Below are 26,976 nucleotides of genomic sequence, written 5' to 3' on the forward strand. Positions count from 1 at the left end.
GTCTCTTGTCTCCTTCAGACGTGCTTACTGACAGCACCGAGGTTATACGCCCCGGCTGACCGAACTCATATTGAAATCCGGGATGCGCAGCGCGGGCATGGCTGCCCGGGTGAAGTAGTCGCTCCACTCCCTGGGCAGCGTCCTTTCGGTGCGCCCGGCCTCGGTCGCCCGCGACAGCAGGTCCACCGGGGACTCGTTGAAGCGGAAGTTGTTCACCTCGCCGACGACCTCGCCGTTCTCGACGAGGTACACGCCGTCCCGGGTCAGGCCGGTCAGCAGGAGCGTGGCCGGGTCCACCTCGCGGATGTACCACAGGCACGTCACGAGCAGGCCCCGCCCGGTGGCCGCGACCATCTCGTCCAGGGTGCGCTCGCCGCCGCCGTCCAGGATCAGGTTCCCGGCCGCGGGGGCGACCGGCAGTCCGGTGAGCCCGGCACTGTGCCGGGTGGTCACCAGGTGCTCCAGGCGGCCCTCGCGCATCCAGTCCGTCGCGGGGACGGGGAGCCCGTTGTCGAACACCGACTCCGTGTCGCCGGAGGCGTGCGCCACGACGAACGGCGCGTACTCGAGGCCCGGCTCGTTCGGGTCGCTGCGCAGGGTGAGGGGCAGCCCGGAGAGGGTCTCGCCGATGCGGGTGCCCCCGCCCTGCCGGGAGAACACGGTCCGGCCCTCGGCCGCGTCCCGGGCGGCGGCGGACCAGATCTGGTAGATCAGCAGGTCGGCCACGGCGGTCGGCGGCAGCAGCGTCTCGTACCGACCGGCGGGCAGCTCCACCCGCCGCTCGGCCCAGCCGAGCCGGCGGGCCAGCTCCTCGTCGAGGGCGGCGGGGTCGACGTCCTTGAAGTCGGCGGTGGCCCGGCCCGCCCAGGCCGAGCGGGTGCGGTCCGCGGACTTGGCGTTCAGCTCCAGGGTGCCGTTGGGCTGGTCGTGGCGCAGCCGCAGGCCCGTGGACGTACCGAGGTAGGTGGAGCTCAGCTCGTGGTGGGCGAAGCCGTACAGCTCGCGGCCGCCCGCCCCGGCCCGCGCGAAGGCCTCGCCGAGCGCGGGCGCGAAGTCCGCGAACACGGCGGAGGTGGTCTCGGCCGGGGCCTCGGTGAAGTCGGGCGACGCGGGCACCCCACTGACCAGCGGCTGGGCGTCCTCGGCGGGCCCGGCGGCGCGCGCCGCGGCCTCGGCGGCCCGCACCAGCGGCTCCAGGTCGTCGGCGGTGACGGCCGAGCGCGACACGACGCCGGAGGCGGTGCCCTCGGCGCCGTCCACCGTCGCGATCACGGTCAGGGTGCGCCCGCGGGTGACGCCGTTGGTGGTCAGCGCGTTGCGGGCCCAGCGCAGGTTCGCCGAGGAGTGCTCGTCGGCGATGACGACACACCCGTCCGCGGTGGACAGCTCCAGGGCCCGCTCGACGATCTCGTGCGGCTTGACGGTCCTACGGGAGCTCATCGCCCGGCCTCCTGCGTGGTGTTGAGGATGTTGACGCCGCGGAACAGGGCGGAGGGGCAGCCGTGGGAGACCGCGGCGGCCTGGCCCGGCTGGGCCTTGCCGCAGTTGAAGGCGCCGCCCAGGACGTACGTCTGGGGGCCGCCGACCTTCTCCATGGAGCCCCAGAAGTCGGTGGTGGTGGCCTGATAGGCGACGTCGCGGAGCTGGCCGGCGAGGCGGCCGTTCTCGATCCGGAAGAAGCGCTGGCCGGTGAACTGGAAGTTGTAGCGCTGCATGTCGATCGACCAGGACCGGTCGCCGACCACGTAGATGCCGCGCTCGACCCCGCCGATCAGGTCCTCGGTGGACAGCCCGCCCGGATCCGGCTGGAGCGAGACGTTCGCCATCCGCTGGACCGGCACGTGCCCGGGGGAGTCGGCGTAGGCGCAGCCGTTGGAACGGCCGAGACCCGTCAACTTCGCGATGCGGCGGTCGAGTTGGTAGCCGACCAGGGTGCCGTCCCGCACCAGGTCCCAGGACTGCGCCTCGACGCCCTCGTCGTCGTACCCGATGGTCGCGAGCCCGTGCTCGGCGGTCCGGTCGCCGGTCACGTTCATCACCTGCGAGCCGTACGCCAGGGTGCCCAGCTGGTCGAAGGTGGCGAAGGAGGTGCCCGCGTACGCCGCCTCGTAGCCGAGCGCCCGGTCCAGCTCGGTGGCGTGGCCGATCGACTCGTGGATGGTCAGCCACAGGTTGGACGGGTCGACCACCAGGTCGTAGTGGCCGCCCTCGACGCTGGGCGCCCGCATCTTCTCGGCCAGCAGGGAGGGGATCTCCTCCAGCTCCGCGTCCCAGTCCCAGCCGGTGCCGGTCAGGTACTCCCAGCCGCGCCCGACGGGCGGCGCGATGGTGCGCATCGAGTCGAACTCGCCGGTCGTGCGGTCCACCGCGATCGCGGTGAGCTGCGGGTGCAGCCGCACCCGCTGCTGGGTCGTCACCGTGCCCGCCGTGTCCGCGTAGAACTTGTTCTCGTGCACGGTGAGCAGCGAGGCGTCCACGTGCTCGACGCCCTCGGCGCGGAGCAGCCGCGCGCTCCAGTCGGCGAGCAGGGCGCTCTTGTCGGCATCGGGCACCGAGAACGGGTCGATCTCGTACGAGGAGACCCACGTCTTCTCGGCGTGCACCGGCTCGGCCGCGAGCTCGACCCTCTCCTTCGACCCGGCGGCCGCGATGACCCGTGCCGACAGCTTGGCCATGGCCACCGCCTGGGAGGCCACCTTGGCCGCCGCGTCCATCGTCAGATCCACCCCGGAGGCGAAGCCCCAGGCCCCGCCGTGCACGACGCGGACCGCGTAGCCGAGGTCGGTGGTGTCGGAGGAACCGGCGGGCCGCGCGTCGCGCAGACGCCAGGAGGCGCCGCGCACCCGCTCGAACCGGAAGTCGGCGTGGTCGGCGCCGAGCGCGCGGGCCCGCGCGAGCGCCGCGTCGGCGAGCGCCCGCAGGGGCAGCGCCGTGAAGGCTTCGTCGATGGAATGGGTCCCAGATGGCACAGCTGTCTCCCTGTCGTATGAGACCGGTCGCCCCGATCATGTCGCGCCGGCGACCTCGCTGACTACGCCTTTCTGTAGGGACCCGACAGCGCTCGTTCCACGCCACTGTCAGGGCTCGATTCCTCGTAAGTCGGGCGGTACCGATAGTTTGCGTGGAGTACGAATCCGCCTATCGAAAGGGTGATCCGTTGAGCCGCTCGGTTCTCATCACCGGAGGTAACCGGGGCATCGGCCTCGCCATCGCCCACGCTTTTGCCGACAGCGGCGACAAGGTCGCGATCACGTACCGCTCCGGAGAGCCGCCGGCGGCCCTCATGGAACTGGGCTGCCTGGCCGTCAAGTGCGACATCACCGACACCGAGCAGGTGGAGCAGGCCTACAAGGAGATCGAGGACAAGCACGGTCCCGTGGAGGTGCTGGTCGCCAACGCCGGCGTCACCAAGGACCAGCTCCTGATGCGCATGTCCGAGGACGACTTCACGTCCGTCCTCGACACCAACCTCACCGGCACCTTCCGCGTGGTCAAGCGCGCGAACCGCGCCATGCTGCGCGCCAAGAAGGGCCGCGTGGTGCTGATCTCCTCGGTCGTGGGGCTGCTCGGCTCGGCGGGTCAGGCCAACTACGCCGCCTCCAAGGCGGGTCTGGTCGGCTTCGCCCGGTCGCTCGCGCGCGAGCTCGGGTCCCGGAACATCACCTTCAACGTCGTCGCACCCGGTTTCGTCGACACCGACATGACCAAGGTGCTCACCGAGGAGCAGCGCGCGGGCATCGTGTCCCAGGTGCCGCTGGGCCGCTACGCGCAGCCCGAGGAGATCGCCGCCGCGGTGAAGTTCCTCGCCTCCGACGACGCCTCGTACATCACTGGAGCCGTCATCCCGGTTGACGGCGGATTGGGCATGGGTCACTGATCACCATGAGCGGAATTCTCGAGGGCAAGCGCATCCTGATCACGGGTGTGCTGCTGGAGTCCTCCATCGCCTTCCACGCCGCCAAGCTGGCCCAGGAGCAGGGAGCGGAGGTCATCCTGACCGCCTTCCCGCGTCCGACCCTGACCGAGCGCATCGCCAAGAAGCTCCCCAAGCCCGCCAAGGTCATCGAGCTGGACGTGACCAACCAGGAGCACCTGGACCGGCTCGCGGGCCTGGTCAAGGAGGAGCTCGGCGGCCTGGACGGCATCGTCCACTCCATCGGCTTCGCCCCGCAGGACGCGCTCGGCGGCAACTTCCTGAACACCCCGTTCGAGTCGGTCGCCACCGCCATGCACGTCTCGGCCTTCTCGCTGAAGTCCCTGACCATGGCGCTGCGCGAGCTGCTCGGCCCGGGCAGCTCCGTCGTCGGCATGACGTTCGACGCGCAGTACGCCTGGCCGCAGTACGACTGGATGGGTCCGGCCAAGGCTGCCCTGGAGGCGACCTCTCGTTACATGGCCCGTGACCTGGGCAAGGACGACATCCGCTGCAACCTGATCTCGGCCGGCCCGATCGGCTCCATGGCCGCGAAGTCCATCCCGGGCTTCGGCGAGCTCGCCGACGTGTGGAACCACCGCTCCCCGATGGAGTGGGACATGGCCGACCCGGAGCCCGCCGGCAAGGGCATCGTCGCGCTGCTCTCGGACTGGTTCCCGAAGACCACGGGCGAGATCATCCACGTCGACGGCGGTCTGCACGCCGTGGGTGCCTGACCCCGCACAGCACGTTCGCGGCCGCCCACCGGAGCCTTCCGGTGGGCGGCCGCCGTGCGTGGACCGCGACTTGCCCGCAGACTGATCGAAACGGACATGTCGGGCAGTCGGCCGGGGAGGAGGTGGGGGAGTGCGTCCCTCGCGCACGCGCCCTTCGCGGGCACGTCCCCGGTGGGCACGTTCCTCGCGGACGAGTGCTTCGCGGGAGCGCCCCGAGTGGTTCCGTCCCGTGCGGGACCGCCTCGCGCGGCCCCTGCTCGTCCATCCCCTGCGGGTCGGCGAGCGCCGGGCGCTGGCCCTGCTGTTCGTCCTGCTCGCGGCGGCGGCCGGGCTCGCCGCGCCCTCCGTGGTGCGGGCCGCCACCGCCCCCGACGCCCCGCCGGCGGCCGCGAAGCCCGAGCCGTTCGGCGCCGCGTGCCACACCTCCGTGCAGGGCTCGCACGTGACCGCGTACTGCCACAACCCCTACCCCGACGCCGACCGGGTGCGGCTGCACACCGACTGCGCGAACTGGTGGGACCTCGACGCGGACGCGGCGCCCGTGGAGGTGGGCCCCGGGCAGACCGTACGGCTCACCGACCGCTGCTGGAAGGACGTCCGCGCGGTCTGGGTGACGCACCAGAAGGCGACCTGACGCGGCGCCGGTTCAGTGCCCTTCGAGCCGGTCCGGCAGGCAGATGAAGGCGTGGGCGGCGGCCTCCGACGCAGCCGTCTCGGCGTCGCCCGTGCGGATCGCGTCGACCATCCGGCTGTGGTCCATGTGGTGCTCCGGAGTCATGTCGAGCCCCACGTCGTCGCGCAGCCAGTCGCGCAGCAGATGCCCGAGGTCCGCGTACAGCTCGGTCAGCACGTCGTTGTGCGAGGCGGCGACGACCGCCAGGTGCAGGGTGGCGTCGGCCGACACGAAGGCCTCCCGGTCGCCCGACGCCCAGGCCTGCTCGCGCCGTTCGAGCAGCGTGTCCAGCTGCTTGAGCTCGCGCTCGGTGCGCCGCTGGGCGGCCAGCCTCGCCGCCGACGACTCCAGCGTGGACCGCAGCTCGGCCACGTGGCGCGGGTCGGCGTCGGCGAACCGGCGGTGCATCACCCCGGCGAGCTCGCTGGTGGCCACGACGTACGTCCCCGAGCCCTGGCGGATGTCGAGCAGACCGTTGTGCGCGAGGGCGCGGACGGCCTCGCGCACCGTGTTGCGCGCCACCCCCAGCTGCTCGACCAGCTCGGGCTCGGTCGGGATGCGCGAACCGACCGCCCACTCGCCCGAGGTGATCTGGTTGCGCAGCTGCGCGATCACCTGGTCGGAGAGGGCGGACCGCCGGGGGGAGCTCAGGGTCATGGTGTTCCTGTCCGGGAGGGGCCGTGCGAGGGAGCCGGGAAACGATTGGACAACCAATCATCCCATGATTCTATGATGGTGCCATGCCCGACGAAGAGACCACCACGCTGAGCCATCCGCCCACCGCCCCCGCCGAGCCCCTCCAAGTCCCGCCCGACGCGGGCCGGATGCCGTCGTGGACGCGCTGGCTGGTGCCGCTCGCGCTGGTGCTCGCCGCGGTCAACCTGCGCCCCGCCATCACCAGCCTCGGCTCGCTGATGAAGGAGGTCACCGGCGGACTGCACATGAGCGGTGGCATCGCGGGCGTCCTCACCTCGGTGCCCGCCTTCTGCTTCGCCGTCTTCGGCATCACGGCGCCGCGCCTCGCCCGCCGCTTCGGCCCCGGCGCCGTCGTCTTCGCGGGCATGGCCGCCATCACCGCGGGCCTGCTCCTGCGCCCCTTTGCCGGCGGCACCGTCACCTTCCTCGCGGCCAGCGCGCTCGCTCTGATGGGCATAGCCGTCAGCAACGTCCTGATGCCGGTGATCGTCAAGCGCTACTTCCCCGACCGGGTCGGCTCCATGACCGGGCTCTACTCGATGGCGCTCGCCGCGGGCACCTCGCTGGCCGCGGTCACCACGGTGCCCCTCACCGACGCGCTGGGCGGCAGCTGGCGCCGGGGGCTCGGGGTCTGGGCGCTGCTCGCGGTCGTCGCCGTGGCGGCCTGGATCCCGCTGACGCGCGACCGCTCGGGCAGCGCGGCTCCCGCTCTCAGCGCCAAGGAAGAGCCCGCGCCCGCGCTGCGCATCACCCGCAGCGGCACCGCCTGGGCGCTGGCCTGCTTCTTCGGCCTCCAGGCCACCGGCGCCTACATCACGATGGGCTGGATGCCGACCATCTTCCGCGACGCGGGCGTCTCGGCCGGCACGGCGGGGCTGCTGCTCTCCCTCACCATGGTCATGGGCGTGCCGCTCGGCTTCGTCATCCCGTGGCTGGTCAACCGGCTGCGCAGCCAGGGCCCCATCGTCGTCGTGCTCGGTGTCTGCGGACTGGCCGGCTACGCCGGGCTCTACCTCGCACCGGCCGGCGGGGCCTGGGCCTGGGCGCTGCTGCTCGGCATCTCCAACTGCGCCTTTCCGCTGGCCCTCACCATGATCAGCAAGCGCTCGCGGACCGGGGCGGGCGTCGTGCGCCTCTCGGCGTTCGCCCAGTGCGTGGGCTATCTGCTCTCCATCCCGGGCCCGCTCCTGGTCGGCGTCCTGCACGACCGCAGCGGCGGCTGGGACCTGCCCATCGCCCTGATGGCGGGCCTCATGGTGCCCCAGATCGTCGTGGGCGTCCTCGCGGGCCGCGACCGTACGATCGAGGACGAGCTCGGGGCCCGGCGATAGCGGAGCCGACCGGGATGCGACACTTGCCGCATGCCAGTGCTCGAACCCAATCCGCAGAACAGCCACAAGAAGCTCCTGCTCGTGCTCGGCGCGATGCTCGCCGTCACGGTCGTCGTCGCCATCATCGCGACGATCGCCTCCCCCTGACGGCCGCCCGACCGGCACCCCGAAGGGGCCGTGGTGGTGCTGGCCCCACCATCCCCTAGGGGGCCAGGGTCAGGGTCAAGTGGGTGGGTCACCGGATGGGATGACGCCCGCCGGATCCGTAGGTTCTGAGGTACGCGACGAACGCCCCGTTCGGACGCGGCCCTCGAACCCGGAACGCACACGGAGGCGGTCATGTCGGCCCACACCCACCCCAGGTCCCCCCAACCGGCCGCCGGTGGCGTCGACTTCAAACTGCCGTGGTGGGGCGTCGTCCTCCCCGCCGTCGCCTTCTTCGCCCTCCTCGCGCTCCTCGTGGGCTCCGGCGACGCCCATGCCGTGTCCGGCGACGGCACTCTCACGCACCTCGTCGACCGCATCCAGCACAGCCTCTCGCGCTAGGCGGCCAAGGCCCTTGCGACCCCGTCCGTCACCCCCTTGGCGGACCCCTCCGGCACCCTGCGCCGCAGGGCGCGATTCATGCGAAGCTGGGGAGCATGAGCGTCGATACACCCCGCAGGATCGTCCTTCTGAGGCACGCGAAAGCCGACTGGCCCCAGGTGTCCGACCACGACCGGCCGCTGGCCGAACGAGGCAGGGCGGACGCCCCGGTCGCAGGCCGCCGCCTCGCCGAGTCCGGCATCACCTTCGACCTGGCCCTGTGCTCCACCGCGGTCAGGACCCGCGAGACCTGGAAGCTGGCCGTCCAGGAACTGCCGCGGCGCCCCAGGACGGTGTACGAGGAGAGGCTGTACGAGGCCTCGCTCGGCGAACTGATCGCGCTGATCAACGAGACCCCCGACGACGTCTTCGACCTCCTGCTCATCGGCCACAACCCGGGCATGCACGCCCTGGCGGACGCGCTCGCCGGTGACGCCGAGGGCGACGTGCTGCCGCGGATGAACCGCAGCGGCTTCCCGACCTGCGCGTACGCCGTCCTCACGATCGACGGCTCCTGGAAGTCCGTGGAGCACGGAGCGGGCACGCTCGTCGAGTTCTGGGCCCCGCACGCCTGACCACTCGTGACGAAGGCCCCGGCGCGCACCGCGCACCGGGGCCTTCCGTCTTCCCGCCGGGATCAGTCGAGCAGGCCGTCGGCCGCCTCGACCTCCTCGCGGGTGATGCCGAGCAGATACAGCACGGTGTCAAGGAAGGGCACGTTCACCGCGGTGTGCGCGGCCTCCCGGACCACCGGCTTGGCGTTGAACGCGACCCCGAGGCCCGCCGCGTTCAGCATGTCCAGGTCGTTGGCGCCGTCGCCGATCGCCACGGTCTGGGCGAGCGGCACCCCGGCCTCGGCGGCGAACTCCCGCAGCAGCCGCGCCTTGCCGGCCCGGTCGACGATCTCGCCGGTGACCCGCCCGGTGAACCTGCCGTCCTCGATCTCCAGGGTGTTGGCGGAGGCGAAGTCGAGCCCGAGCTGCTCCTTGAGCCCATCGGTGACCTGGGTGAACCCGCCCGACACGACGCCCACTTGGTAGCCGAGGGCCTTGAGCGTACGGACCAGGGTGCGGGCGCCGGGCGTGAGCCGGACCTCGGCCCGCACCTTGTCGACCACCGAGGCGTCCAGGCCCCGCAGCAGCGCGACCCGGGCGTGCAGCGACTGCTCGAAGTCCAGCTCGCCGCGCATCGCGGCGGCGGTGACCTCGGCGACCTCGGCCTCGCACCCGGCGTGCGCGGCGAAGAGCTCGATCACCTCGTCCTGGATCAGCGTGGAGTCCACGTCCATCACGACGAGCCGCTGGGCCCGCCGGTGCAGGCCCGCCGAGACCACGGCCACGTCCACCCCGCGGGCGGCCGCCTCGGTGGCGAGCGCGGTGCGCAGCGGACCGGTCTCGACGCCGGAGACCGCGAACTCCACGGCGGTGACGGGGTACTTGGCGAGCCGGAAGATGCGGTCGATGTTGCCGCCGGTGGCGGCGATCCGGGCCGCTATGGCCGCCGTGGACTCGGCGGTCAGCGGGTGGCCGAGCACAGTGACGTGCGAACGGCCGCTGCCGCGCGGCCTGTTGTCGCCGATGCCGGAGATGATCTCGGCTTCGAGCTTGAGCGATTCGGCCCAGCTGTGCACGGTGGCGCGCAGCTCGCCCGGTGAGGCCACGGTGGGCTCGGTGATCAGGGCGCACAGGACGAGCCGGCCACGCGAGACGACCTGTTCGATGTCCACGACATCGACGGAGTAGGCGGCGAGGGTGTCGAAGAGCCCGGCGGTGATGCCGGGGCGGTCCTTCCCGAAGATCTTGACGAGGAGGGTCGGTACGTCAGAGCTCTGACCGGCGTCGGAGTTCTGGCCGGCGGGGGGCAGGGGCGATGGCGTCATGGTGATCCCACCGTATCCGGCCCCGGCTCACGCCCGGCACGCCGTCCCGCCCTGCGGACAGCGCCCCCTCGGACGGCCCCTCGCCGGGCCCGCCCGCCTCAGCCGCGGCCCCGCGGCGCCCCGGGCGGGGGCGGCGGGCCCTCCTGCGGGGGACGGTAGGGGCGGGGCCTCGCCGGGGGCCGGCCGCGCGGGCCCGGCATCGTGGGGGTGCCGTGCAGCCCCGGCGGCAGCTTCAGATACGGGTTGGTGTCGGGGTTCGGCGGACGGTAGGAGGGCGCCGGGTTGTACGGACCCGGCGCCGCCGTCGCCTCCTCGCGCGGCCCGGGCGGGCCCGCGGCACCCGAGACCCGGGCGAGCACCGCGGCCCGCCGCCCCGCCGCGCCCGCCGTCCACGCGAGCAGCGCGCCCACCGCCCCGGCCGCAAGGCCCCACCCGGCGCCGAGCGCGAGCGCGAGACCCGCGTCGCCGTGCAGCTCGATGCCCGCCCCGAACGCGTCGAAGCCCAGCACCGAAAGCGAGGCGCTCGCGGAGATCCCGGTGAGCCACACCATCAGGGGGAGCGTCACCGCGGTGGCCGCGGCCAGCGACAGCGCGCACCGCCCCGCGAAGGCGCCGAGCGAACGCCCGCCCACCGGCGTACGGGCCGCGGCGAGCACCCCCGCGCACAGCATCAGCAAGCCCGTCGCGACCGCCAACAGCCAGACGCGGTGGTCGAGTTGGGCCAGTCGCGCCAGCGAGACCGACTCGTCGTCCGTCGCGCCGAGGAGCCGGCCGAAGGGGTCCGGCAGGGCGGAGGCGAGCGTGCCGCTCGCATGGCCGTGCCAGGGCACCAGGAGCCCGAGCGGGATCGCGAGCCACACCCCGTTCGGCGTGCCGAGCAGCGCGGCGCCCGCGATCTGCCGCGGCCGGTCGTCGCCGATCCCCGCGTACACCGCGGCCGCGAGCCCCGCCGCCACCGCGACCAGGACCACCGTCACCAGCGCGGACGCGGCGGGCCGCACCGTGCGGTGCAGCGCCGACCAGGCGGGCGGCAGCGGGCCGCGCCGCGAGGCGAGCAGTGCGATCACCAGCACCACGGCGACCCAGCACGCCGCGCCCGCCAGGGACCGGCCGGTGTCCACGCCGAAACCGACCTTCGCCCGGGCGTCCGCGAGGTCGGCGAGCCGGCCGGGCAGCAGCCCGCCCGCGTCACCGAGCCCGGGAATGCCCGGGATGCCGGGCACCTTCACCTGGCCCAGGCCCAGCTGGGAGCCGTCGAGGGTGATCAGGTCGTGGCCCGCCCAGGCGAGCCCGGCGACGACGGCGACGAAGAGCGCGGCCACCGCGGCCGCGCGGGCCGCCAGTTCGGCGCCGGAGATCCAGGCGCCCGCGGCCCGCAGCGAACGCAGGAAGAAGACGCCGAGCAGCAGCGCCCCCGCGAGCCCCACGCCCAGTGGCGTGAAATCGATGGCGGTCCCCGCTTCGGCACCGCTCAGCCCGAACGCCGAGACATCACCGGAAGGGGTGACCGAGCCGCCCGCCCCGAGGACCACCACGGCCGCGGTCATCGGACCGAGCGCACCCGCCGCGTCCGCCCCCAGCAGGTGCAGTCCGAGCGCGGCCGTGCCCGCCATCGCGACCAGCGCCCAGCTCACCGAGGCGATCGAGGCGAGCGCCACGTCGCCCCACCGGATCGCGCCGCGGACCTCGTTGTCGCCCACGCTCATCAGGACCCCCCGGTACGAGCCGACTTGCCCCAATTCATGCGGAGAGAACATGTTCCTCCGCGGCCACGTCATTTATGGGCGGACATCATGATCCGTACGCACTCATGGGTGCTTACTACTCTCGGGGGGTGTTTGGTCCACGTCAACGGGCGCACAGGCGGGGCCTGTTGCAGGACCGGGACCGGACTGTGCACGGTCTGTGCACGTAATTCACAAGGCCCGGGTTTCGGATACGAGCCCGGGCCTGAAATAGTTCCCCCCGATGTTCACCATCCCTAGACTCCCTGTGTCGGGAGTCACAGGCCTCCGGTGCGGGGGTCTTTCGGGGGACGACAAGTGGGGCTGGAGTGCCGGAACTCGTACTGGAATTGAATGGCAGCACCTGGACGCTCGATCCGTCCAGGTCGTACACCCTCGGTCGTGATCCGCAGGGTGACCTGGTGGTCGACGACGCCAGAGTCTCGTGGCGCCACGCCACGATCAGCTGGGGCGGCCGCAGTTGGGTCATCGAGGACCACGGATCGACCAATGGCACCTATGTGCAGGGCCAGCGGATCCACCAGATGGAAATCGGCCCCGGCTCCTCGGTCCACCTCGGCAACGCGACCGATGGTCCGCGGCTGAATCTGACCGGTGCCGCCGCGGCCGCCTACGCGCAGCCCGCCGCCCAGGCGCAGGCGGCCCCGGCCCACCCGCAGCCCCAGCAGGCCCCGCCCCAGCAGGGCGGCTGGGCGCAGCCGCCGCAGCAGGCGCAGGTCCCGCAGCAGCAGTGGCAGCAGCCGCCCCAGCCTCAGCAGCCGCAGGTCCCGCAGCAGCAGGGCGGCCAGGCGGGCGGCCCGCCCGTCTACGGCGACCGCAGCCCGACCACGTTCCACCAAGTGGCGCTCGGCCGCGTCATGCGCATCGGCCGTGCGCTCGAGAACGAGCTGGTGGTCTCCGACCTCCAGGTCTCGCGCCACCACGCCGAGTTCCACGCGACGCCCGACGGCCGGATGGAGATCCGCGACCTCGGCTCGCACAACGGCACGTACGTCAACGGCCAGCCGATCGCCAAGGGCGGCAGCGTCCTGCTCGGTCCGCAGGACATCGTCGGCGTCGGCCACTCGACGTTCCGCATCGTCGGCGACCGGCTCGAGGAGTTCGTCGACACCGGTGACGTCTCCTTCTCCGCGCGCCACCTGACCGTCACGGTCGACGGCGGCAAGGACATCCTCAAGGACGTCTCCTTCGGCGTCCCCGAGAAGTCCCTCATCGCGGTCATCGGCCCCTCGGGCTCCGGAAAGTCCACCCTGCTCAAGGCGCTCACCGGCTACCGGCCCGCCAACAAGGGCGACGTCCTCTACGACAACCGGAACCTCTACAAGCAGTTCGCCGAGCTGCGCCAGCGCATCGGTCTGGTCCCGCAGGACGACATCCTGCACAAGGAGCTGACCGTCAAGAAGGCGCTGAAGTACGCGGCCAAGCTGCGCTTCCCCGCCGACACCACCGAGAGCGAGCGCCAGCAGCGCATCGACGAGGTGCTGCGCGAGCTCAAGCTGGACATCCACAAGGAGAAGAAGGTCACCTCCCTCTCCGGTGGCCAGCGCAAGCGCGTCTCGGTGGCCCTGGAGCTCCTGACCAAGCCGTCGCTGATCTTCCTCGACGAGCCCACCTCGGGCCTCGACCCGGGCATGGACCGCGACGTCATGCAGCTCCTGCGCGGTCTCGCCGACGACGGCCGCACCGTCCTGGTCGTGACCCACTCGGTGGCCGAACTCGCCATCTGCGACAAGCTGCTCGTGATGGCGCCGGGCGGCTCGGTGGCGTACTTCGGTCCGCCCGAGGAGGCGCTGAACTTCTTCGGCTACAGCACCTGGGCCGATGTGTTCTCCGCCTTCGAGAGCTACCGCGACTACGACTGGGCGGGCCGCTGGAAGGGCTCGCAGCACTACCAGATGTACGCCGCGGACATCGACGCCGTCGCACCGCAGTCGGTGCAGATGCCGCCGGCCCAGGCGATGAAGCCGCCGAAGCCGCAGGGCTGGGCCTCCCAGCTGTGGACCCTGATGCGCCGCTACGTGTCGGTCATCGCCTCGGACAAGGGCTTCCTCGCCCTGTCGGTGGCCCTGCCCGCGGTGATCGGCTCGGTCAGCGTCGTCATTCCCGCGAAGTTCGGCCTGGCTGCGCCGACGCCGCCGTCCCGGTTCAACGGGGACGCCGGCACCATCATGCTGATCCTCGCGGTCGGCATGTGCTTCTCCGGCGCGGCCAACTCCGTACGAGAACTGATCAAGGAACGCGTCATCTACGAACGCGAACGGGCCACCGGCCTGTCCCGTTCGGCGTACCTGATGTCCAAGATCCTGGTGCTCGGCGTCATCACGGCCTTCCAGGGCGTGATCCTCTGCGTGATCGGCTTCTCGACCCGCAAGCTGCCCACCGAGGGCCTCGTGATGCCGCCCGCGGTCGAGATGTGCCTGGTCGTGATCGCCCTCGGCTTCACCTCGATGATGTTCGGCCTGATCATCTCCTCGCTGGTGAAGACCTCCGAGAAGACGATGCCGCTGCTGGTCATGTTCGCCATCGTCCAGGTCGTCTTCACCGGCATCCTGTTCAAGGTGTACGACTCGGTAGGCCTGGAGCAGTTCGCCTGGCTGATGCCGTCGCGCTGGGCCATCGCGGGCGTCGGCACGACGCTCGACCTCGCCCACCTGATGGGGCCGATGGACCAGAACGACCCGACCAACCTCGACCCGCTGTGGAAGCACCAGGCGTCGCAGTGGTTCCTCGACATCTCGGTGCTGCTGTTCATCGGCGTCGCCCTCGGCTTCGTGGTCGCGCGCCTGCTGCGCCGCCACGAGCCCGAGGTCATGCGCAAGTAGCCGGCGCCCGACACGCGAGAAGGGCGGCACCCCGTCGGGGGTGCCGCCCTTCTCGTACGTCCGGAGAGGACCAGCCGCCTGAGGCGGTCGGGCTCAGTAGGCGCCGTTGACGTTGTCGATGGAGCCGTACGTCTTCGCCGCGTAGTTGGCGGCGGCGGTGATGTTGGCGACCGGGTCGTAGATGTTCGACGAGGTGCCGGGCACGTGGAAGGCATTGAAGGTCGGCTGGATGACCTGGAGCAGACCCTTGGACGGGACGCCGTTGATGGCGTTGATGTCCCAGCCGTTGATGGCGTTCGGGTTGCCGGTCGACTCGCGCATGATGTTGCGGTGCAGGCCCTCGTAGGTGCCCGGGATGCCGTTGCTCTTCATGATGTCGAGGGCCTGGCGGATCCAGCCGTCGAGGTTGTTGGCGTACACCGGCTTGCGGGCGGCGGAGCGGCTGGCGGCGGCGGCCTCGTCACGCTGCTTCGCCTCGGCCTCGGCCTTCGCCTTGGCATCCGCGTCGGCCTTCGCCTTGGCGGCGGCCTTGGCCTGCTGGTCGGCGGTGACCTGCTGCTTGGAGATGCTCTCCGAGACGGCCTTGGTGCTGACGACGGTCGCCGCGAAGGCGGCGGGCTCGGCGGCTGCGGCGGCGTTGCCCGACTGACCCGTCCCGGGGAAGACCGAGAGGGCGAGAGCGGCGGCGCCGAGGGCGGCGACACCGGCAATCGAGATCTTGTGCGTCTTGTTCAGACGACTATGACCAGGGTTGCTGGACTCGGGCATGGCTGTTGGACCTCTTCCGAATGACGTGGGACGGCGCACCGAAGCGCCGCGGCGTTTGAGCCGCAGCGCTGTGCGACGGGAGTCATTGTTAGCGGCCGCAAAATCCGGTGGCAAAGCTGCCACATACGAAGCCGGATAGTGGATCACGCCCCGGCCGACGGCGCCTCGTACCCACTCTGGCCCCGCTCACACCGACTTTATGTGTCCACTAAACAGCCTCGTAAGTGATGTGCGTCCTATGCCCGGGCTCACATCAACCACGTATCAGTCTCACCAAACGTTGCTGGAGCAATGCGCACGGTGAGGGTTCTCGTCCGGAAGTATGAGGTGGACGTCGCCGAACTCGTGCCACAGGTAGAGCCGGCTCAGCGCCTGGTCGTAGGCGACGGCCAGCGCCTCGCGGCCCGCGATCGCCTCCAGCATCAGCAGATGCGAGGCCTCCGGCTCGTGCAGCCCGGTCAGCAGCCCGTCCACCACCCGCACCCCGCGCTCCGGCGTCACCACGAGATCCGTCCACCCGGCCGCCTCGCGCACCACGCCGTCGGCCCCGGCCGCGGACTCCAGGGCCCGCACCGCGGTGGTCCCCACCGCCACCACGCGCCCGCCGCCCGCCCGGGCCGCGTTCACGACCCCGGCCGTGGCCCGCGGCACCGCGAAGCGCTCCGGGTACGGCGGCTCGTGCGCCTCCGCCGATGCCACCCCGGTGTGCAGCGTGACCGGCGCGAACTGCACGCCCCGCCGCACCAGCTCCGCGACCAGGTCGACGGTGAAGGGCCGCGCCGCGCTCGGCATCTCCGCCGACCCGAGCCCGCCGGGCTGCGGCAGCGCGAACACCGTCTGGTACGCGGCGAGCGGCTGGTCCCGCTCCGTATAGCCGTACCGGATGGGCCGCCCGTGCCGGTGCAGCAGCCCCGGCACGTCGGCCGCCGACACCCGCGCCCACCACAGCCGGTCCGGGCTCAGCGCCTGATCGAGCACCAGCCGCTCCCCGCCGGGCAGCGCCACGACGGCCCCCGCCCGGTCCCCGGTCCGCCGCTCGCTGCTCCCCGACGGCGTGGGTGTGCGCAGCTCCACCGCCCAGCGCCCGTCCGGCCCCCGGGTGGAGAAGTGCACCACCACCGGCCGCCCGCCGGCCGAACCGTCGACCGCGGCGGGCAGCGTCGGCGAGGTGTTGACGACGAGCACGTCACCGGCGCGGAGCTGCCCCGCCAGGTCGCGGAAGGCGTGGTGGGAGACGGCCGTGCCGCGCGACACCATGAGCCGCACGTCGTCGCGGCCCTTGCCGCGCACCTCCGCGGGCACCGAGGCGAGCAGCTCGTCCGGCACCCGCACCACCAGGGGCACGGTCATCGCGTCACCCGCACCAGAGAAGGGGCCGAGTAACGCCCGCTCGCCGGGCGCTCGTCGAGCAGCCGCAGGAACCCCGGCACCACCGTCGAGGGCTCCGGCCGGTCCGTGTCGTCGTCCGTCGGCACCGCCGCCGCGTACAGATCGGTACGCATGTCGCCCGGATCCACCGCCCACACCCGGAGCCCCGGCTCCTCCACCGCGAGCACCGCCGCCAGCTGGTCCAGCGCGGCCTTCGAGGCGCCGTACCCGCCCCAGGTCCCGTACGCCTCGGCCGCCGCGTCCGAGCTGACCGCGACCACCGCGCCCGCGTCCGACCGCCGCAGCAGCGGCAGCGCCTCCTGCACCAGGCCGAGCGCCGCCACCACATTGGTCTCCAGGGCCGCCCGCAGACCCGCGAGGTCCAGCTCCGCCAGGCGCACGAGCGGCTCGGCGCCGAGCGCGGAGGCGTTGTTCACCAGCAGGTCGAGCCCGCCGAGGTCCCACGCCGCCGCCACCAGCTCCGCGCGGTGTCCGGCGTCGGTGACGTCCCCCGGCAGCGCCACCACCTTCGTCCCGTACGCGTCGAGAGCGCGCGCCGTCCCCTCCAGCACCGGGGCGGTTCTCGCATCCAGGACCAGGTCCCAGCCCCGCTCGGCCAGCGCTCCGGCGAGCGCCCGCCCGAGCCCCTTGGAAGCCCCCGTGATGATCGCAACCGGCATGATCTCCGACCCCTCTGTCCGTCGAGCTGTGCGTCGATGGGTTCAGAGTGGGCCGGGTGCGCCCCGGCCGCCTCGGACGCGGGCCCCACCCCGGCAAGGCACTTCGACCTAGGCCCCGCGGCCCAGGCGGCGCTGGCCCACAGGCCGAGGCGCGCGGTCGCGGCCCGCCGGTACGGTGACCCCATGAGCCGTCCCCCGAGCCCCCGTGCCACCGGAGCGGGCCCGTCGCCGAGCGCGGGCCTCGCCGCCGTGAGCACCGCCCTGCTCGCCATGAGCCGGCACCTGGAGGTCCGGGACGTGCTCAAGACGATCACCGCCTCCGCGCGCGAGCTTCTTGACGCGGAGTACGCCGCGCTCGGCGTCCCCGACGACCACGGCGGGTTCGCCCAGTTCGTGGTCGACGGCGTCAGCGACGAGCAGTGGCGGGCGATCGGCCCGCTGCCCCGCCAGCACGGCATCCTCGCCGCGATGCTCCACGAGGAGAAGGCGGAGCGCCTCGCCGACGTCCGCAAGGACCCCCGCTTCGAGGGCTGGCCGAGCGCCCACCCCGACATGTCCGACTTCCTGGGCATGCCGATCCGCGACGGAGAGGAGACGCTCGGCGCCCTCTTCCTCGCCAACAAGCGCTGCCCCAAGCCGGACGGCGCCTGCGGCTTCACCGAGCAGGACGAGGACCTGCTGCGCCTGCTCGCCCAGCACGCCGCGATCGCCCTGACCAACGCCCGCCTGTACGAGCGCAGCCGCGAGCTCACCATCGCCGAGGAGCGCTCCCGGCTCGCCCACGAGCTGCACGACGCGGTCAGCCAGAAGCTCTTCTCGCTGCGGCTCACCGCGCAGGCGGCCGCCGCCCTGGTGGACCGCGACCCGGCCCGCGCCAAGGGCGAGCTCCAGCAGGTCGCGGCCCTGGCGGCCGAGGCGGCCGACGAACTGCGCGCCGCCGTCGTGGAGTTGAGGCCGGCCGCGCTGGACGAGGACGGCCTGGTGCAGACCCTGCGCACCCAGATCCAGGTCCTCGACCGGGCCCACGCGGCCCGCGTCACCTTCGACAACCGCGGGGTGCGGGCGCTGCCCCCGGCCCAGGAGGAGGCTCTGCTCCGGGTCGCCCAGGAAGCCCTGCACAACGCGCTGCGCCACTCCGGCGCCCGCCGGGTCGACGTCGTCCTGGAGCGCGACGGCCAGGGCGCGGTCCTGCGGGTCACCGACGACGGCCGAGGCTTCGAGCCGAGCCGGGTCCGCCGCGCGGGCCGCCACCTGGGCCTGGTGTCGATGCGGCACCGGGCGAGCGGAGTCGGCGGCAGGCTGACCGTGCAATCGGCACCCGGCGCGGGCGCCACGATCGAGATGGAGGTCCCCGGTGGCTGACAAGGTGATCAGGGTCCTGCTCGTGGACGACCACCAGGTGGTCCGCCGAGGACTGCGGACGTTCCTGGAAGTACAGGACGACATAGAGGTGGTGGGGGAGGCCTCCGACGGCGCCGAGGGCGTCGCCCGCGCCCAGGAGCTGAAGCCGGACGTCGTCCTGATGGACGTGAAGATGCCGGGCATGGACGGCATCGAGGCGCTGCGCAAGCTCCGCGAGCTCGCCAACCCGGCGAGGGTCCTCGTCGTCACCAGCTTCACCGAGCAGCGCACCGTGGTCCCGGCCCTGCGCGCCGGCGCGTCCGGCTATGTGTACAAGGACGTCGACCCGGACGCGCTGGCCGGAGCGATCCGCTCGGTGCACGCCGGCCATGTGCTGCTCCAGCCCGAGGTCGCGGGCGCGCTGCTCAGCCAGGACGACGGGCACGGCGGCACCGGGCGCGGCTCGACCCTCACCGAGCGGGAGAAGGAGGTCCTGGCACTGATCGCCGACGGCCGTTCCAACCGGGAGATCGCCCGCCATCTCGTGCTGTCCGAGAAGACGGTCAAGACCCACGTCTCGAACATCCTGATGAAGCTCGACCTCGCCGACCGCACCCAGGCCGCGCTGTGGGCGGTGCGCCATGGTGTGACGGACTGACAAAACGTGAACCGGATCGTCATGCTCCGGCCCAAGATTCATACCGTCGTGTGGATGTCACCCACATAGCGCATCCCCGGGGAGGCCCGGGCGTTCTCCATGGCATGCCGCGGCGGTTGGTCGCGGCGCTGACCAGGAGGATCCAGAACATGAAGCTCAACAAGGCTCTCGCCGTCACCGTGCTCGCCGGCGGCGCCCTCGCCGCCGCGACCGGCGCCGCTTCCGCTCACGGCGGAGCCCAGGCCGACGGCACCGCCGAGCGCTCCCCGGGCGTCGTCTCCGGCAACCTGGTCCAGGTTCCGGTCCACGTCCCGGTGAACGCCACGGGCAACACGGTCAACGTGATCGGCGTCCTCAACCCGGCCTTCGGGAACGAGAGCTCCAACAGCTGACCCGCTCCGCGTCCGAGCGGTGACCTCCGGCCCCCGGGTTCGACCCGGGGGCCGGTCCGCTGTCCGGACCGCCTCAGCCCCGCTCCCGCTCCTCCACATACGCGTTGTACGCCGCGACCCTGGCCCGCCGGGCCACCCGCTCCACCGGGCGCAGCGCCTCGCCCCGCGCCGCGATCTCCGAGGCGCTCACCGCGCCCCCGTGCCCGTTCTCGTACGCCAGCGACACCAGCAGCGCGACCCGCCGGGCCAGTTCCAGCACCCGTACCGCGCGCGGCGGATAACCCGGGGCGAGCACCTCCTCGTCGGGGCCCTCGGCCCGCGCCCGGTACGCGTCGATCGCGGCGGCCGCGGCCGGACCCGACCCCGCCACGTCGAGCCGGGTGAGCACGGCGGTCGCCTCCCGCAGCGCCTCCGCGAGCTCGCGCTCCGCCTCCCCGAGCGAGGGCACGTCGGCGGGCGGGGCCTCGCGCACGGGCAGGCAGTGCCAGACGACCTCGGTGTGCACGTCCCCGGCGGGGCCGGCCTCGTACAGCTCGGGGACGAGACCGTAGGGCGCCCCGAACCCCACCACGGCCTCCTCGGCGTCGAGAGCACGCGCGTTGAACTCCGCGGGTCCGCTGAGCCCCAGCGGATGGCCCGCCGTCGGCAGCGCGACCCGCCAGCCGCTCACCCCGAGGGTGCGCAGCCGGCCGAGCGCCAGCGTGAGCCCCACCGGCGCCGACTCGCCGGGCAGCCCCTCGACCCGGTGCACCGCGTCGTCACCGACGATCGCGAGCGCCGCGTCATCCGGGGAGACATTTCCGGCCAACAGGGCATTTCCCCAAGCGGCCAGCCGACCTGAACGTGGTTCCGAGAACATGCCTCCAACCCTAGAGAAACCGCACCACCGGACCTAGAGGCGGGATCACTTCGCCAGTGGCGTAGGTTTTCCCTGGGGACCGCGCCCACAGGCGCCCCCGGCAAGCACTCGCGAACTCAAGACGATGGCATGGGGAGACAACGCGCTCATGAGCGATGTACTGGAGCTGGTGGACGTATCCGTGGTCCGCGACGGACGCGCTCTGGTGGACGACGTCTCCTGGTCGGTCAAGGAAGGCGAGCGCTGGGTCATCCTCGGCCCCAACGGCGCCGGCAAGACCACCCTCCTCAACATCGCCTCCAGCTACCTCTTCCCGAGCACCGGCACCGCGAAGATCCTCGGTGAACAGCTCGGCAAGGTGGACGTCTTCGAGCTGCGCCCGCGCATCGGCATGGCCGGCGTCGCCATGGCCGACAAGCTCCCCAAGCGCCAGACCGTCCTGCAGACCGTGCTCACCGCCGCGTACGGCATGACCGCCACCTGGCAGGAGGAGTACGACGCCGTCGACGAGGACCGGGCCCGCGCCTTCCTCGACCGGCTCGGCATGACGGACTTCCTCGACCGCAAGTTCGGCACCCTCTCCGAGGGCGAGCGCAAGCGCACCCTCATCGCCCGCGCCATGATGACCGACCCCGAGCTCCTCCTCCTCGACGAGCCCGCCGCCGGCCTCGACCTCGGCGGCCGCGAGGACCTGGTCCGCCGCCTCGGCCGCCTCGCGCGCGACCCGTACGCGCCCTCGATGGTGATGGTCACCCACCACGTCGAGGAGATCGCCCCCGGCTTCACCCACGTCCTCATGATCCGTCAGGGCAAGGTGCTCGCCGCCGGCCCCATGGAGACCGAGCTGACCTCCCGCAACCTCTCCCTCTGCTTCGGCCTCCCGCTCCTCGTCGAGCACCGCGGCGACCGCTACACCGCGACGGGCCTGCCGCTCGGCTAGGCGGCCTCGCGCACTGTCGGTGAGGGGACGCCCGGACCTACCATGACCTTGTGGACATCGAGGCATGGATTTGGTGGCTGATAGCCGCGGCAGGTCTGGGCATCCCCCTCGTACTGACCGCCATGCCCGAGTTCGGCATGATGGCGGTCGGCGCGGCCGCCGCCGCCCTGGGCGCGGGGCTCGGCCTCGGCGCCGTCGCGCAGGTGCTCCTCTTCGTGGCCGTCTCGGTCGCGCTCATCGCCGTCGTCCGCCCCATCGCCGCCCGCCACCGCGCCCAGAGCCCCCGACTCGCCACCGGCACCGAAGCCCTGAAGGGCCGTCAGGCCGTCGTCCTGGAACGGGTCGACGCCGGCGGCGGCCGGATCAAGCTGGCGGGCGAGGTCTGGTCGGCCCGCGCGCTCGACACGGAGCAGGTCTACGAACCCGGACGCCAGGTCGACGTGGTCGAGATCGACGGAGCCACTGCCATCGTCATGTGAACCATGCCAGGATCATCAGGTCCGGAACTATCAACCGACGTTTCCAGGGCCATCCGAGAGCAAGAAGGGCACGGGGTACGCGATGCAACCGATCATCATCGTCCTGATCATCCTGGTGGTGCTGGTCTTCATCGCCCTGATCAAGACCATCCAGGTGATCCCGCAGGCCAGCGCCGCGATCGTGGAGCGCTTCGGCCGCTACACCAGGACGCTGAACGCGGGCCTGAACATCGTCGTCCCGTTCATCGACTCGATCCGCAACCGGATCGACCTCCGCGAGCAGGTCGTCCCCTTCCCGCCCCAGCCGGTGATCACCCAGGACAACCTGGTCGTCAACATCGACACCGTCATCTACTACCAGGTGACCGACGCGCGGGCCGCCACCTACGAAGTCGCCAGCTACATCCAGGCGATCGAGCAGCTCACCGTCACCACGCTCCGCAACATCATCGGCGGCATGGACCTGGAGCGCACCCTCACCTCCCGCGAGGAGATCAACGCGGCCCTGCGCGGCGTCCTCGACGAGGCCACCGGCAAGTGGGGCATCCGCGTCAACCGCGTCGAGCTCAAGGCGATCGAGCCGCCGACCTCCATCCAGGACTCGATGGAGAAGCAGATGCGCGCCGACCGTGACAAGCGCGCCGCGATCCTCCAGGCCGAAGGTGTACGGCAGTCGGAGATCCTGCGCGCCGAGGGTGAGAAGCAGTCCGCGATCCTGCGCGCCGAAGGTGAGGCCAAGGCGGCCGCCCTGCGCGCCGAGGGCGAGGCCCAGGCCATCCGTACGGTCTTCGAGTCCATCCACGCGGGCGACCCCGACCAGAAGCTCCTCTCCTACCAGTACCTCCAGATGCTCCCGAAGATCGCCGAGGGCGACGCCAACAAGCTCTGGATCGTGCCCAGCGAGATCGGCGACGCCCTCAAGGGCCTCTCCGGAGCCTTCGGCAACCTCGGCGGCGGCATGCCGGGCTTCAACACCGGCAACGCCGCGACCGAGCGCCGCGAGCAACCCCCGGTGGACTGAGGGCAGTTGACTGCCCCGTACACCGTTCATGCATGATCAGTGCGGCCCCTCGACCTCCATGGCGGGGAGGCGACTCACTGAATGTGTAAGGAGATGGCCTTGTCCATCTGGGAAGCACTCGCGGTCTTCGCCGCCGGTATCGGCGCGGGCACCATCAACACCATCGTCGGATCCGGCACGCTGTTCACCTTCCCCGTGCTGCTCGCGACCGGCCTGCCGCCGATCACCGCCAACGTGTCCAACGCGCTCGGCCTGGTCCCCGGCTCCATCAGCGGGGCCATCGGCTACCGCCACGAACTGCGCGGCCAGACCCGGCGGGTGCTCCGCCTCGGCGGCGTCGCCCTGGCCGGGGGGCTCGCGGGCGCGATCCTGCTGCTCGCCCTGCCGTCCTCGTCGTTCGACGCGATCGTGCCGGTCCTGGTCGGCGCGGCCCTCGTGCTCGTCGTGCTCCAGCCCCGACTCGCCGCCGCCATCAAGCGCCGCCGCGAGGCCCGCGGCACCGAGGCCCACCCCGAAGGCGGCGTCGCCCTCCTCGTCGGCCTCTTCCTCGCCAGCATGTACGGCGGCTACTTCGGCGCGGCCCAGGGCGTCCTCTACCTCTCCCTGATGGGCCTGCTCCTCCACGACAGCCTTCAGCGCATCAACGCCGTCAAGAACATCCTCGGCGCCGTCGTCAACGGCATCGCGGCCGTCTTCTTCCTCTTCGTCGCCGAGTTCGACTGGACCGCCGTCCTGCTCATCGCCGTCGGCTCGACCCTAGGAGGCCAGATCGGCGCCAAGGTCGGCCGCCGCCTCAAGCCCGCCGTGCTGCGCGGGGTGATCATCGCCGTCGGCGTCGTCGCGATCCTCCAACTGACCCTGAAGTAGCGGCCGTACGCAGACACAGGAGCCCGCCTTCCCTCCGAAGGCGGGCTCTCCCTCAGCGGACCGGCCCCGTCACGCGGCCGTTACGGTGCCCGAAGCCACCACTCGGGCAGCTCGGACCGGTCCCCGGCCGCCATCGCGAGCAGCATCGCATCCGCGGGCGAGGGCACGAACGGCTGGCGCAGCAGCGGCATCCCCGCCTCCTCCGGCGTCCGGTCCGCCTTGCGGTGATTGTCCTCGGCACAGGAGGCCACCGTGTTCAGCCACCCGTCCCGGCCACCCTGCGCCCGCGGCACCACGTGGTCCACGGTCGTCGCGCGCCGCCCGCAGTAGGCGCACCGGTGCTGATCCCTGATCAGCACCCCCCGTCTCGACCACGGCGCCTGTCTTCGGAAGGGCACCCGTACGTATCTGCACAGCCGGATCACCCTCGGCACCGGGATGTCGACGGCGGCGGCACGCATCCGCAGACCGGGATGGGACTGTTCGACCACGGCCTTGTCCTGGAGCACCAGCACCACAGCACGGTTGAGCGTCACCGTCGACAGCGGCTCGAAGCTCGCGTTCAGTACCAGCGTGTCCCGCATCCTGCCCACCTCCGTAGTGCCGGCCCACTCCCTCGCGGGCTTGGATCAACTCTGGCCGGGCTCGCCACGATGGACAACGCAATATCCGCGGCCGCCCGAGCGGTGAACCCGGCCCCGGCAACAGAAAAATGCCCTGCCCTGATCTCTCCAAGACCAGGGCAGGGCAAACGGAAAACGAACGGTCAGCTCTGCTCGGGAGCCGTGTACTCACCGATGAGCTGCGCGCGGCCGAGCGTGTGGAAGCGCAGATTGAAGCCCACCACGGCGGGGGAGGCGTCCGCGTCGGGACCCAGCTTCTCGGTGTCGACCGCGTACACCGTGAAGACGTAGCGGTGCGTCTCACCGGGCGGCGGGGCGGCGCCGCCGAAGTCCTTCGAGCCGTAGTCGTTGCGCACCTGCACCGCTCCCGACGGCAGCCCCTCGAACTTCCCGCTGCCCGCCCCCGCGGGCAGCTCGGTCACCGACGCCGGGATGTCGAACACCGACCAGTGCCAGAACCCGCTGCCCGTGGGCGCGTCCGGATCGAAGCATGTCACCGCGAAGCTCTTCGTCCCGGCGGGGAACCCTTCCCACCGCAGCTGCGGCGAGGTGTTCCCGGCCGCGTAGACCTGGGCGTCCTTCAGCACGGCACCCGGCTCGACGTCCTCGCTCACCACGGTGAACGAGGGCACCTCGGGGTGGAAGTCATGGGGAAGCGGCGGCCTCTTGAGCTCGCTCACGTCGGCACCTCCTGATTCGGCATCAACTGGTGGTTCCGAGCCTAGGGGGTGACCGGCTAGAACCAGTTCCGCCGCCCGCCGACCTCGGCCAGCCACTGGTTCAGGTACGCCGCCCAGTCGGTCCGCCGGAAGTCGTGGAGGCCCACCTCGAACGAGCGGTAGGAGTCGCTGCCCTCGCTGAACAGCCCCGGCTTCTTGTCCATCTCCAGGACCACGTCCATCGCGCGGTCGTCCGCCACGAAGGACAGCTCCACCTCGTTCAGGCCCCGGTACTGCGACGGCGGGTGGAACTCGATCTCCTGGTAGAAGGGCAGCCGCTGCCGCGTCCCGCGAATGTGCCCCTTCTCCAGGTCCGCGCCCTTGAACCGGAACCCCAGCTGGAGGAAGGCGTCGAGGATCGCCTGCTGGGCGGGCAGCGGATGCACGTGGACCGGGTCCAGATCCCCGGAGTCCAGCGCGCGGGCGATCTCCAGCTCGGTCGTCACCCCGATGTGCATGCCCCGCAGCGGCTGCCCGGCGACCGCCGTGACGGGCGTCTCCCAGGGAATCTCCAGGCCGAACGGCACCACGTGGACGGCACCGGCCCTCGCCTCGAACGCCCCGCCGAGCCGCACCTTGGTGAACTCGATGTCCTGCCGGTGCTCGTGCTCGCCGCCCTCGACCTCGACACGCGCCTGCAACCCGACCGAGAGCCCCTCGATCCGCTGATCGACCGAACCGCCCTGGATCCGCACCTCACCCTGGACGACCCCACCCGGCACCACGTTGGTCTCGGTGAGCTCGGTCTCCACCGAAGCCCCGCCGGCCCCCAAGCTCGCCAGCAGCCGCTTGAACCCCATGCCAGTCCTTCCCCTATGTCCTGTCGACCTCGATCCCTACGAACGCGCAACCGTCATGTCCGGTTCCGCCCGCCGTCCACTACCCTCGGACGCCATGATCGCGGCCCCCGAACGTACGCCATTGCCCAGGGAATTCTTCGACCGCTCCGTCCTGGAGGTCGCCCCCGACCTCCTGGGCCGCACGCTGGTACGCCACAGCCCCTCCGGCCCGATCGAACTGCGCCTCACCGAGGTGGAGGCCTACGACGGCCCGAACGACCCGGGCTCCCACGCCTTCCGCGGCCGCACCCCCCGCAACGACGTGATGTTCGGGCCGCCCGGACACGCGTACGTCTACTTCACCTACGGGATGTGGCACTGCCTCAACCTGGTGTGCGGGCCGGAGGGGCAGGCAAGCGGCGTCCTGCTCAGGGCGGGGGAGATCCGGGTGGGCACCGAGCTGGCCCGCAAACGTCGAATCTCGGCCCGTCATGACAAGGAACTGGCCAAAGGCCCGGCCCGCCTGGCCACCGCCCTCGACGTGGACCGCCCCCTGAACGGAGCGGACGTCTGCGCCGGCCCCGAGGCCCCTCTCTCCGTACTGACGGGTACCCCTCCCACGCCCGACCAGGTACGGAGCGGCCCGCGCACCGGCGTCGGCGGCGAGGGCGCGTGGCAGCCCTGGCGGTTCTGGATCGCGGACGACCCCACGGTGAGCCCGTATCGCGCCCATCAGCCGCGCAAGCGCCGAACTTGACTCGGCCTCAAGCGACGCCTAACGTAGCCCGAGCCGCTTGAGACGGGCCCTGCTGTTCAGCAACCCCAGGCGGCCATCCACTACCTACGATCGAACCCCAACGGGTCTGCATTTTGGCATGCCGAAATTCGAACTCGAATGACTCGATTATGAAGAGCCGGGGAAACCCGCTAAAGTAGTGGACACGCCGAAAGGGAAACGCGGAAGCGGGAACCGGAAAGCGAACCCCAATTCGACGGGGAATCGGATACGAAAGAGTCTGATAGAGTCGGAACACGAAATACCGAAGGGAAGCGCCCGGAGGAAAGCCCGAGAGGGTGAGTACGAAGGAAGCGTCCGTTCCT

General features: G+C 71.7%; 28 protein-coding genes. 16 read left to right on the forward strand and 12 right to left on the reverse strand.

The genetic code is table 11. The features are described from left to right. Positions 1–42: 42 nt before the first annotated feature. Both AC07F3_RS28925 and AC07F3_RS28930 read right to left on the reverse strand, forming a co-directional pair. Complete coding sequence (locus tag AC07F3_RS28925; RefSeq protein ID WP_479117349.1) at positions 43–1,440, reverse strand: metallopeptidase TldD-related protein; 1,398 nt, start codon at positions 1,438–1,440, stop codon at positions 43–45. Further along, positions 1,437–2,948 (reverse strand): TldD/PmbA family protein, encoded by a 1,512-nt coding sequence (locus AC07F3_RS28930; RefSeq protein WP_479117387.1) that lies wholly within the window; start codon positions 2,946–2,948, stop codon positions 1,437–1,439. Before AC07F3_RS28930 ends, AC07F3_RS28925 begins: the two co-directional genes overlap by 4 nt. 209 nt (positions 2,949–3,157) lie before the next feature. Between AC07F3_RS28930 and fabG the strand changes: the two genes are divergently transcribed. From fabG to AC07F3_RS28945, 3 genes are all read left to right on the forward strand, one after another. Continuing rightward, positions 3,158–3,877, forward strand: coding sequence for a 3-oxoacyl-[acyl-carrier-protein] reductase (gene fabG / locus AC07F3_RS28935; protein WP_479117350.1), 720 nt, complete (start codon positions 3,158–3,160; stop codon positions 3,875–3,877). 5 nt (positions 3,878–3,882) lie between these two features. Further along, positions 3,883–4,650 carry an enoyl-ACP reductase FabI gene (fabI, locus tag AC07F3_RS28940; protein WP_479117351.1) on the forward strand — a complete coding sequence of 256 codons (768 nt, stop codon included), beginning with the start codon at positions 3,883–3,885 and terminating at the stop codon, positions 4,648–4,650. Between the two features lie 268 nt (positions 4,651–4,918). Beyond that, a complete protein-coding gene (locus AC07F3_RS28945) occupies positions 4,919–5,284 on the forward strand; it encodes a hypothetical protein (RefSeq protein WP_479117388.1) in 366 nt (121 codons plus the stop codon). A gap of 12 nt (positions 5,285–5,296) precedes the next feature. On the opposite strand, the gene AC07F3_RS28950 is transcribed toward AC07F3_RS28945, so the two are convergent. Next, complete coding sequence (locus tag AC07F3_RS28950; RefSeq protein ID WP_479117352.1) at positions 5,297–5,980, reverse strand: FadR/GntR family transcriptional regulator; 684 nt, start codon at positions 5,978–5,980, stop codon at positions 5,297–5,299. Between the two features lie 83 nt (positions 5,981–6,063). On the opposite strand from AC07F3_RS28950, the gene AC07F3_RS28955 reads away from it, so the two are divergent. From AC07F3_RS28955 to AC07F3_RS28970, 4 genes are all read left to right on the forward strand, one after another. Then, complete coding sequence (locus AC07F3_RS28955) at positions 6,064–7,350, forward strand: CynX/NimT family MFS transporter (RefSeq protein ID WP_479117353.1); 1,287 nt, start codon at positions 6,064–6,066, stop codon at positions 7,348–7,350. Positions 7,351–7,380: 30 nt separating this feature from the next. Next, the gene (locus AC07F3_RS28960; protein WP_262985314.1) at positions 7,381–7,497 is read left to right on the forward strand and encodes an SGM_5486 family transporter-associated protein; all 117 of its coding nucleotides are present in this window, start codon (positions 7,381–7,383) and stop codon (positions 7,495–7,497) included. A 192-nt stretch (positions 7,498–7,689) separates the two neighbouring features. After that, positions 7,690–7,896 carry a hypothetical protein gene (locus tag AC07F3_RS28965; protein WP_479117354.1) on the forward strand — a complete coding sequence of 69 codons (207 nt, stop codon included), beginning with the start codon at positions 7,690–7,692 and terminating at the stop codon, positions 7,894–7,896. A gap of 95 nt (positions 7,897–7,991) precedes the next feature. Beyond that, the gene (locus AC07F3_RS28970) at positions 7,992–8,510 is read left to right on the forward strand and encodes a SixA phosphatase family protein (RefSeq protein ID WP_479117355.1); all 519 of its coding nucleotides are present in this window, start codon (positions 7,992–7,994) and stop codon (positions 8,508–8,510) included. A 62-nt stretch (positions 8,511–8,572) separates the two neighbouring features. Here AC07F3_RS28970 and serB read toward each other — a convergent pair whose 3' ends face one another. Both serB and AC07F3_RS28980 read right to left on the reverse strand, forming a co-directional pair. Then, positions 8,573–9,814: a phosphoserine phosphatase SerB gene (gene serB, locus AC07F3_RS28975; protein ID WP_479117356.1), complete on the reverse strand. Its 1,242-nt coding sequence runs from the start codon at positions 9,812–9,814 to the stop codon at positions 8,573–8,575. A 98-nt stretch (positions 9,815–9,912) separates the two neighbouring features. Then, the gene (locus tag AC07F3_RS28980; protein ID WP_479117357.1) at positions 9,913–11,520 is read right to left on the reverse strand and encodes a streptophobe family protein; all 1,608 of its coding nucleotides are present in this window, start codon (positions 11,518–11,520) and stop codon (positions 9,913–9,915) included. Positions 11,521–11,867: 347 nt separating this feature from the next. On the opposite strand from AC07F3_RS28980, the gene AC07F3_RS28985 reads away from it, so the two are divergent. Next, complete coding sequence (locus AC07F3_RS28985; RefSeq protein ID WP_479117358.1) at positions 11,868–14,381, forward strand: ABC transporter ATP-binding protein/permease; 2,514 nt, start codon at positions 11,868–11,870, stop codon at positions 14,379–14,381. Positions 14,382–14,474: 93 nt separating this feature from the next. Here the strand turns inward: AC07F3_RS28985 and AC07F3_RS28990 are convergent, their stop codons facing one another. From AC07F3_RS28990 to AC07F3_RS29000, 3 genes are all read right to left on the reverse strand, one after another. Next, complete coding sequence (locus AC07F3_RS28990; protein WP_479117359.1) at positions 14,475–15,149, reverse strand: transglycosylase SLT domain-containing protein; 675 nt, start codon at positions 15,147–15,149, stop codon at positions 14,475–14,477. A gap of 270 nt (positions 15,150–15,419) precedes the next feature. Next, positions 15,420–16,499, reverse strand: coding sequence for an S-adenosylmethionine:tRNA ribosyltransferase-isomerase (locus AC07F3_RS28995; protein WP_479117360.1), 1,080 nt, complete (start codon positions 16,497–16,499; stop codon positions 15,420–15,422). Further along, the gene (locus AC07F3_RS29000; RefSeq protein ID WP_479117361.1) at positions 16,496–17,197 is read right to left on the reverse strand and encodes an SDR family NAD(P)-dependent oxidoreductase; all 702 of its coding nucleotides are present in this window, start codon (positions 17,195–17,197) and stop codon (positions 16,496–16,498) included. The genes AC07F3_RS28995 and AC07F3_RS29000 overlap by 4 nt, the downstream gene beginning before the upstream one ends. Positions 17,198–17,380: 183 nt before the next feature. Between AC07F3_RS29000 and AC07F3_RS29005 the strand changes: the two genes are divergently transcribed. The 3 genes from AC07F3_RS29005 (at position 17,381) to AC07F3_RS29015 (ending at position 19,588) form a co-directional block, all read left to right on the forward strand. Beyond that, entirely contained in the window at positions 17,381–18,559 is a 1,179-nt protein-coding gene (locus AC07F3_RS29005; RefSeq protein WP_479117362.1) for a GAF domain-containing sensor histidine kinase, read from the forward strand. Further along, the gene (locus AC07F3_RS29010; protein ID WP_479117363.1) at positions 18,552–19,196 is read left to right on the forward strand and encodes a response regulator; all 645 of its coding nucleotides are present in this window, start codon (positions 18,552–18,554) and stop codon (positions 19,194–19,196) included. The genes AC07F3_RS29005 and AC07F3_RS29010 overlap by 8 nt, the downstream gene beginning before the upstream one ends. Positions 19,197–19,345: 149 nt before the next feature. After that, complete coding sequence (locus AC07F3_RS29015; protein ID WP_479117364.1) at positions 19,346–19,588, forward strand: chaplin; 243 nt, start codon at positions 19,346–19,348, stop codon at positions 19,586–19,588. Between the two features lie 73 nt (positions 19,589–19,661). Here the strand turns inward: AC07F3_RS29015 and AC07F3_RS29020 are convergent, their stop codons facing one another. Further along, positions 19,662–20,447 (reverse strand): hypothetical protein, encoded by a 786-nt coding sequence (locus tag AC07F3_RS29020; protein WP_479117365.1) that lies wholly within the window; start codon positions 20,445–20,447, stop codon positions 19,662–19,664. Between the two features lie 148 nt (positions 20,448–20,595). Here AC07F3_RS29020 and AC07F3_RS29025 point away from each other — a divergent pair, with 148 nt between their 5' ends. From AC07F3_RS29025 to AC07F3_RS29040, 4 genes are all read left to right on the forward strand, one after another. Beyond that, positions 20,596–21,387, forward strand: a complete 792-nt coding sequence (locus tag AC07F3_RS29025) for an ABC transporter ATP-binding protein (protein WP_114035983.1) — start codon at positions 20,596–20,598, stop codon at positions 21,385–21,387. Between the two features lie 50 nt (positions 21,388–21,437). Continuing rightward, positions 21,438–21,866: an NfeD family protein gene (locus tag AC07F3_RS29030; protein WP_479117366.1), complete on the forward strand. Its 429-nt coding sequence runs from the start codon at positions 21,438–21,440 to the stop codon at positions 21,864–21,866. Between the two features lie 82 nt (positions 21,867–21,948). Beyond that, a complete protein-coding gene (locus AC07F3_RS29035; protein WP_479117367.1) occupies positions 21,949–22,887 on the forward strand; it encodes an SPFH domain-containing protein in 939 nt (312 codons plus the stop codon). 93 nt (positions 22,888–22,980) lie between these two features. Continuing rightward, the gene (locus AC07F3_RS29040) at positions 22,981–23,754 is read left to right on the forward strand and encodes a sulfite exporter TauE/SafE family protein (RefSeq protein WP_469483553.1); all 774 of its coding nucleotides are present in this window, start codon (positions 22,981–22,983) and stop codon (positions 23,752–23,754) included. Between the two features lie 80 nt (positions 23,755–23,834). On the opposite strand, the gene AC07F3_RS29045 is transcribed toward AC07F3_RS29040, so the two are convergent. From AC07F3_RS29045 to AC07F3_RS29055, 3 genes are all read right to left on the reverse strand, one after another. After that, positions 23,835–24,338, reverse strand: coding sequence for an HNH endonuclease (locus AC07F3_RS29045; protein ID WP_479117368.1), 504 nt, complete (start codon positions 24,336–24,338; stop codon positions 23,835–23,837). Between the two features lie 182 nt (positions 24,339–24,520). After that, positions 24,521–25,057: a YbhB/YbcL family Raf kinase inhibitor-like protein gene (locus AC07F3_RS29050; protein ID WP_469483549.1), complete on the reverse strand. Its 537-nt coding sequence runs from the start codon at positions 25,055–25,057 to the stop codon at positions 24,521–24,523. A gap of 56 nt (positions 25,058–25,113) precedes the next feature. After that, complete coding sequence (locus AC07F3_RS29055) at positions 25,114–25,896, reverse strand: sporulation protein (protein ID WP_479117369.1); 783 nt, start codon at positions 25,894–25,896, stop codon at positions 25,114–25,116. Positions 25,897–25,990: 94 nt separating this feature from the next. Between AC07F3_RS29055 and AC07F3_RS29060 the strand changes: the two genes are divergently transcribed. Beyond that, entirely contained in the window at positions 25,991–26,632 is a 642-nt protein-coding gene (locus AC07F3_RS29060; protein WP_479117370.1) for a DNA-3-methyladenine glycosylase, read from the forward strand. Positions 26,633–26,976 lie beyond the last annotated feature (344 nt).

It is taken from the genome of Streptomyces sp. NPDC045846, assembly GCF_056431605.1.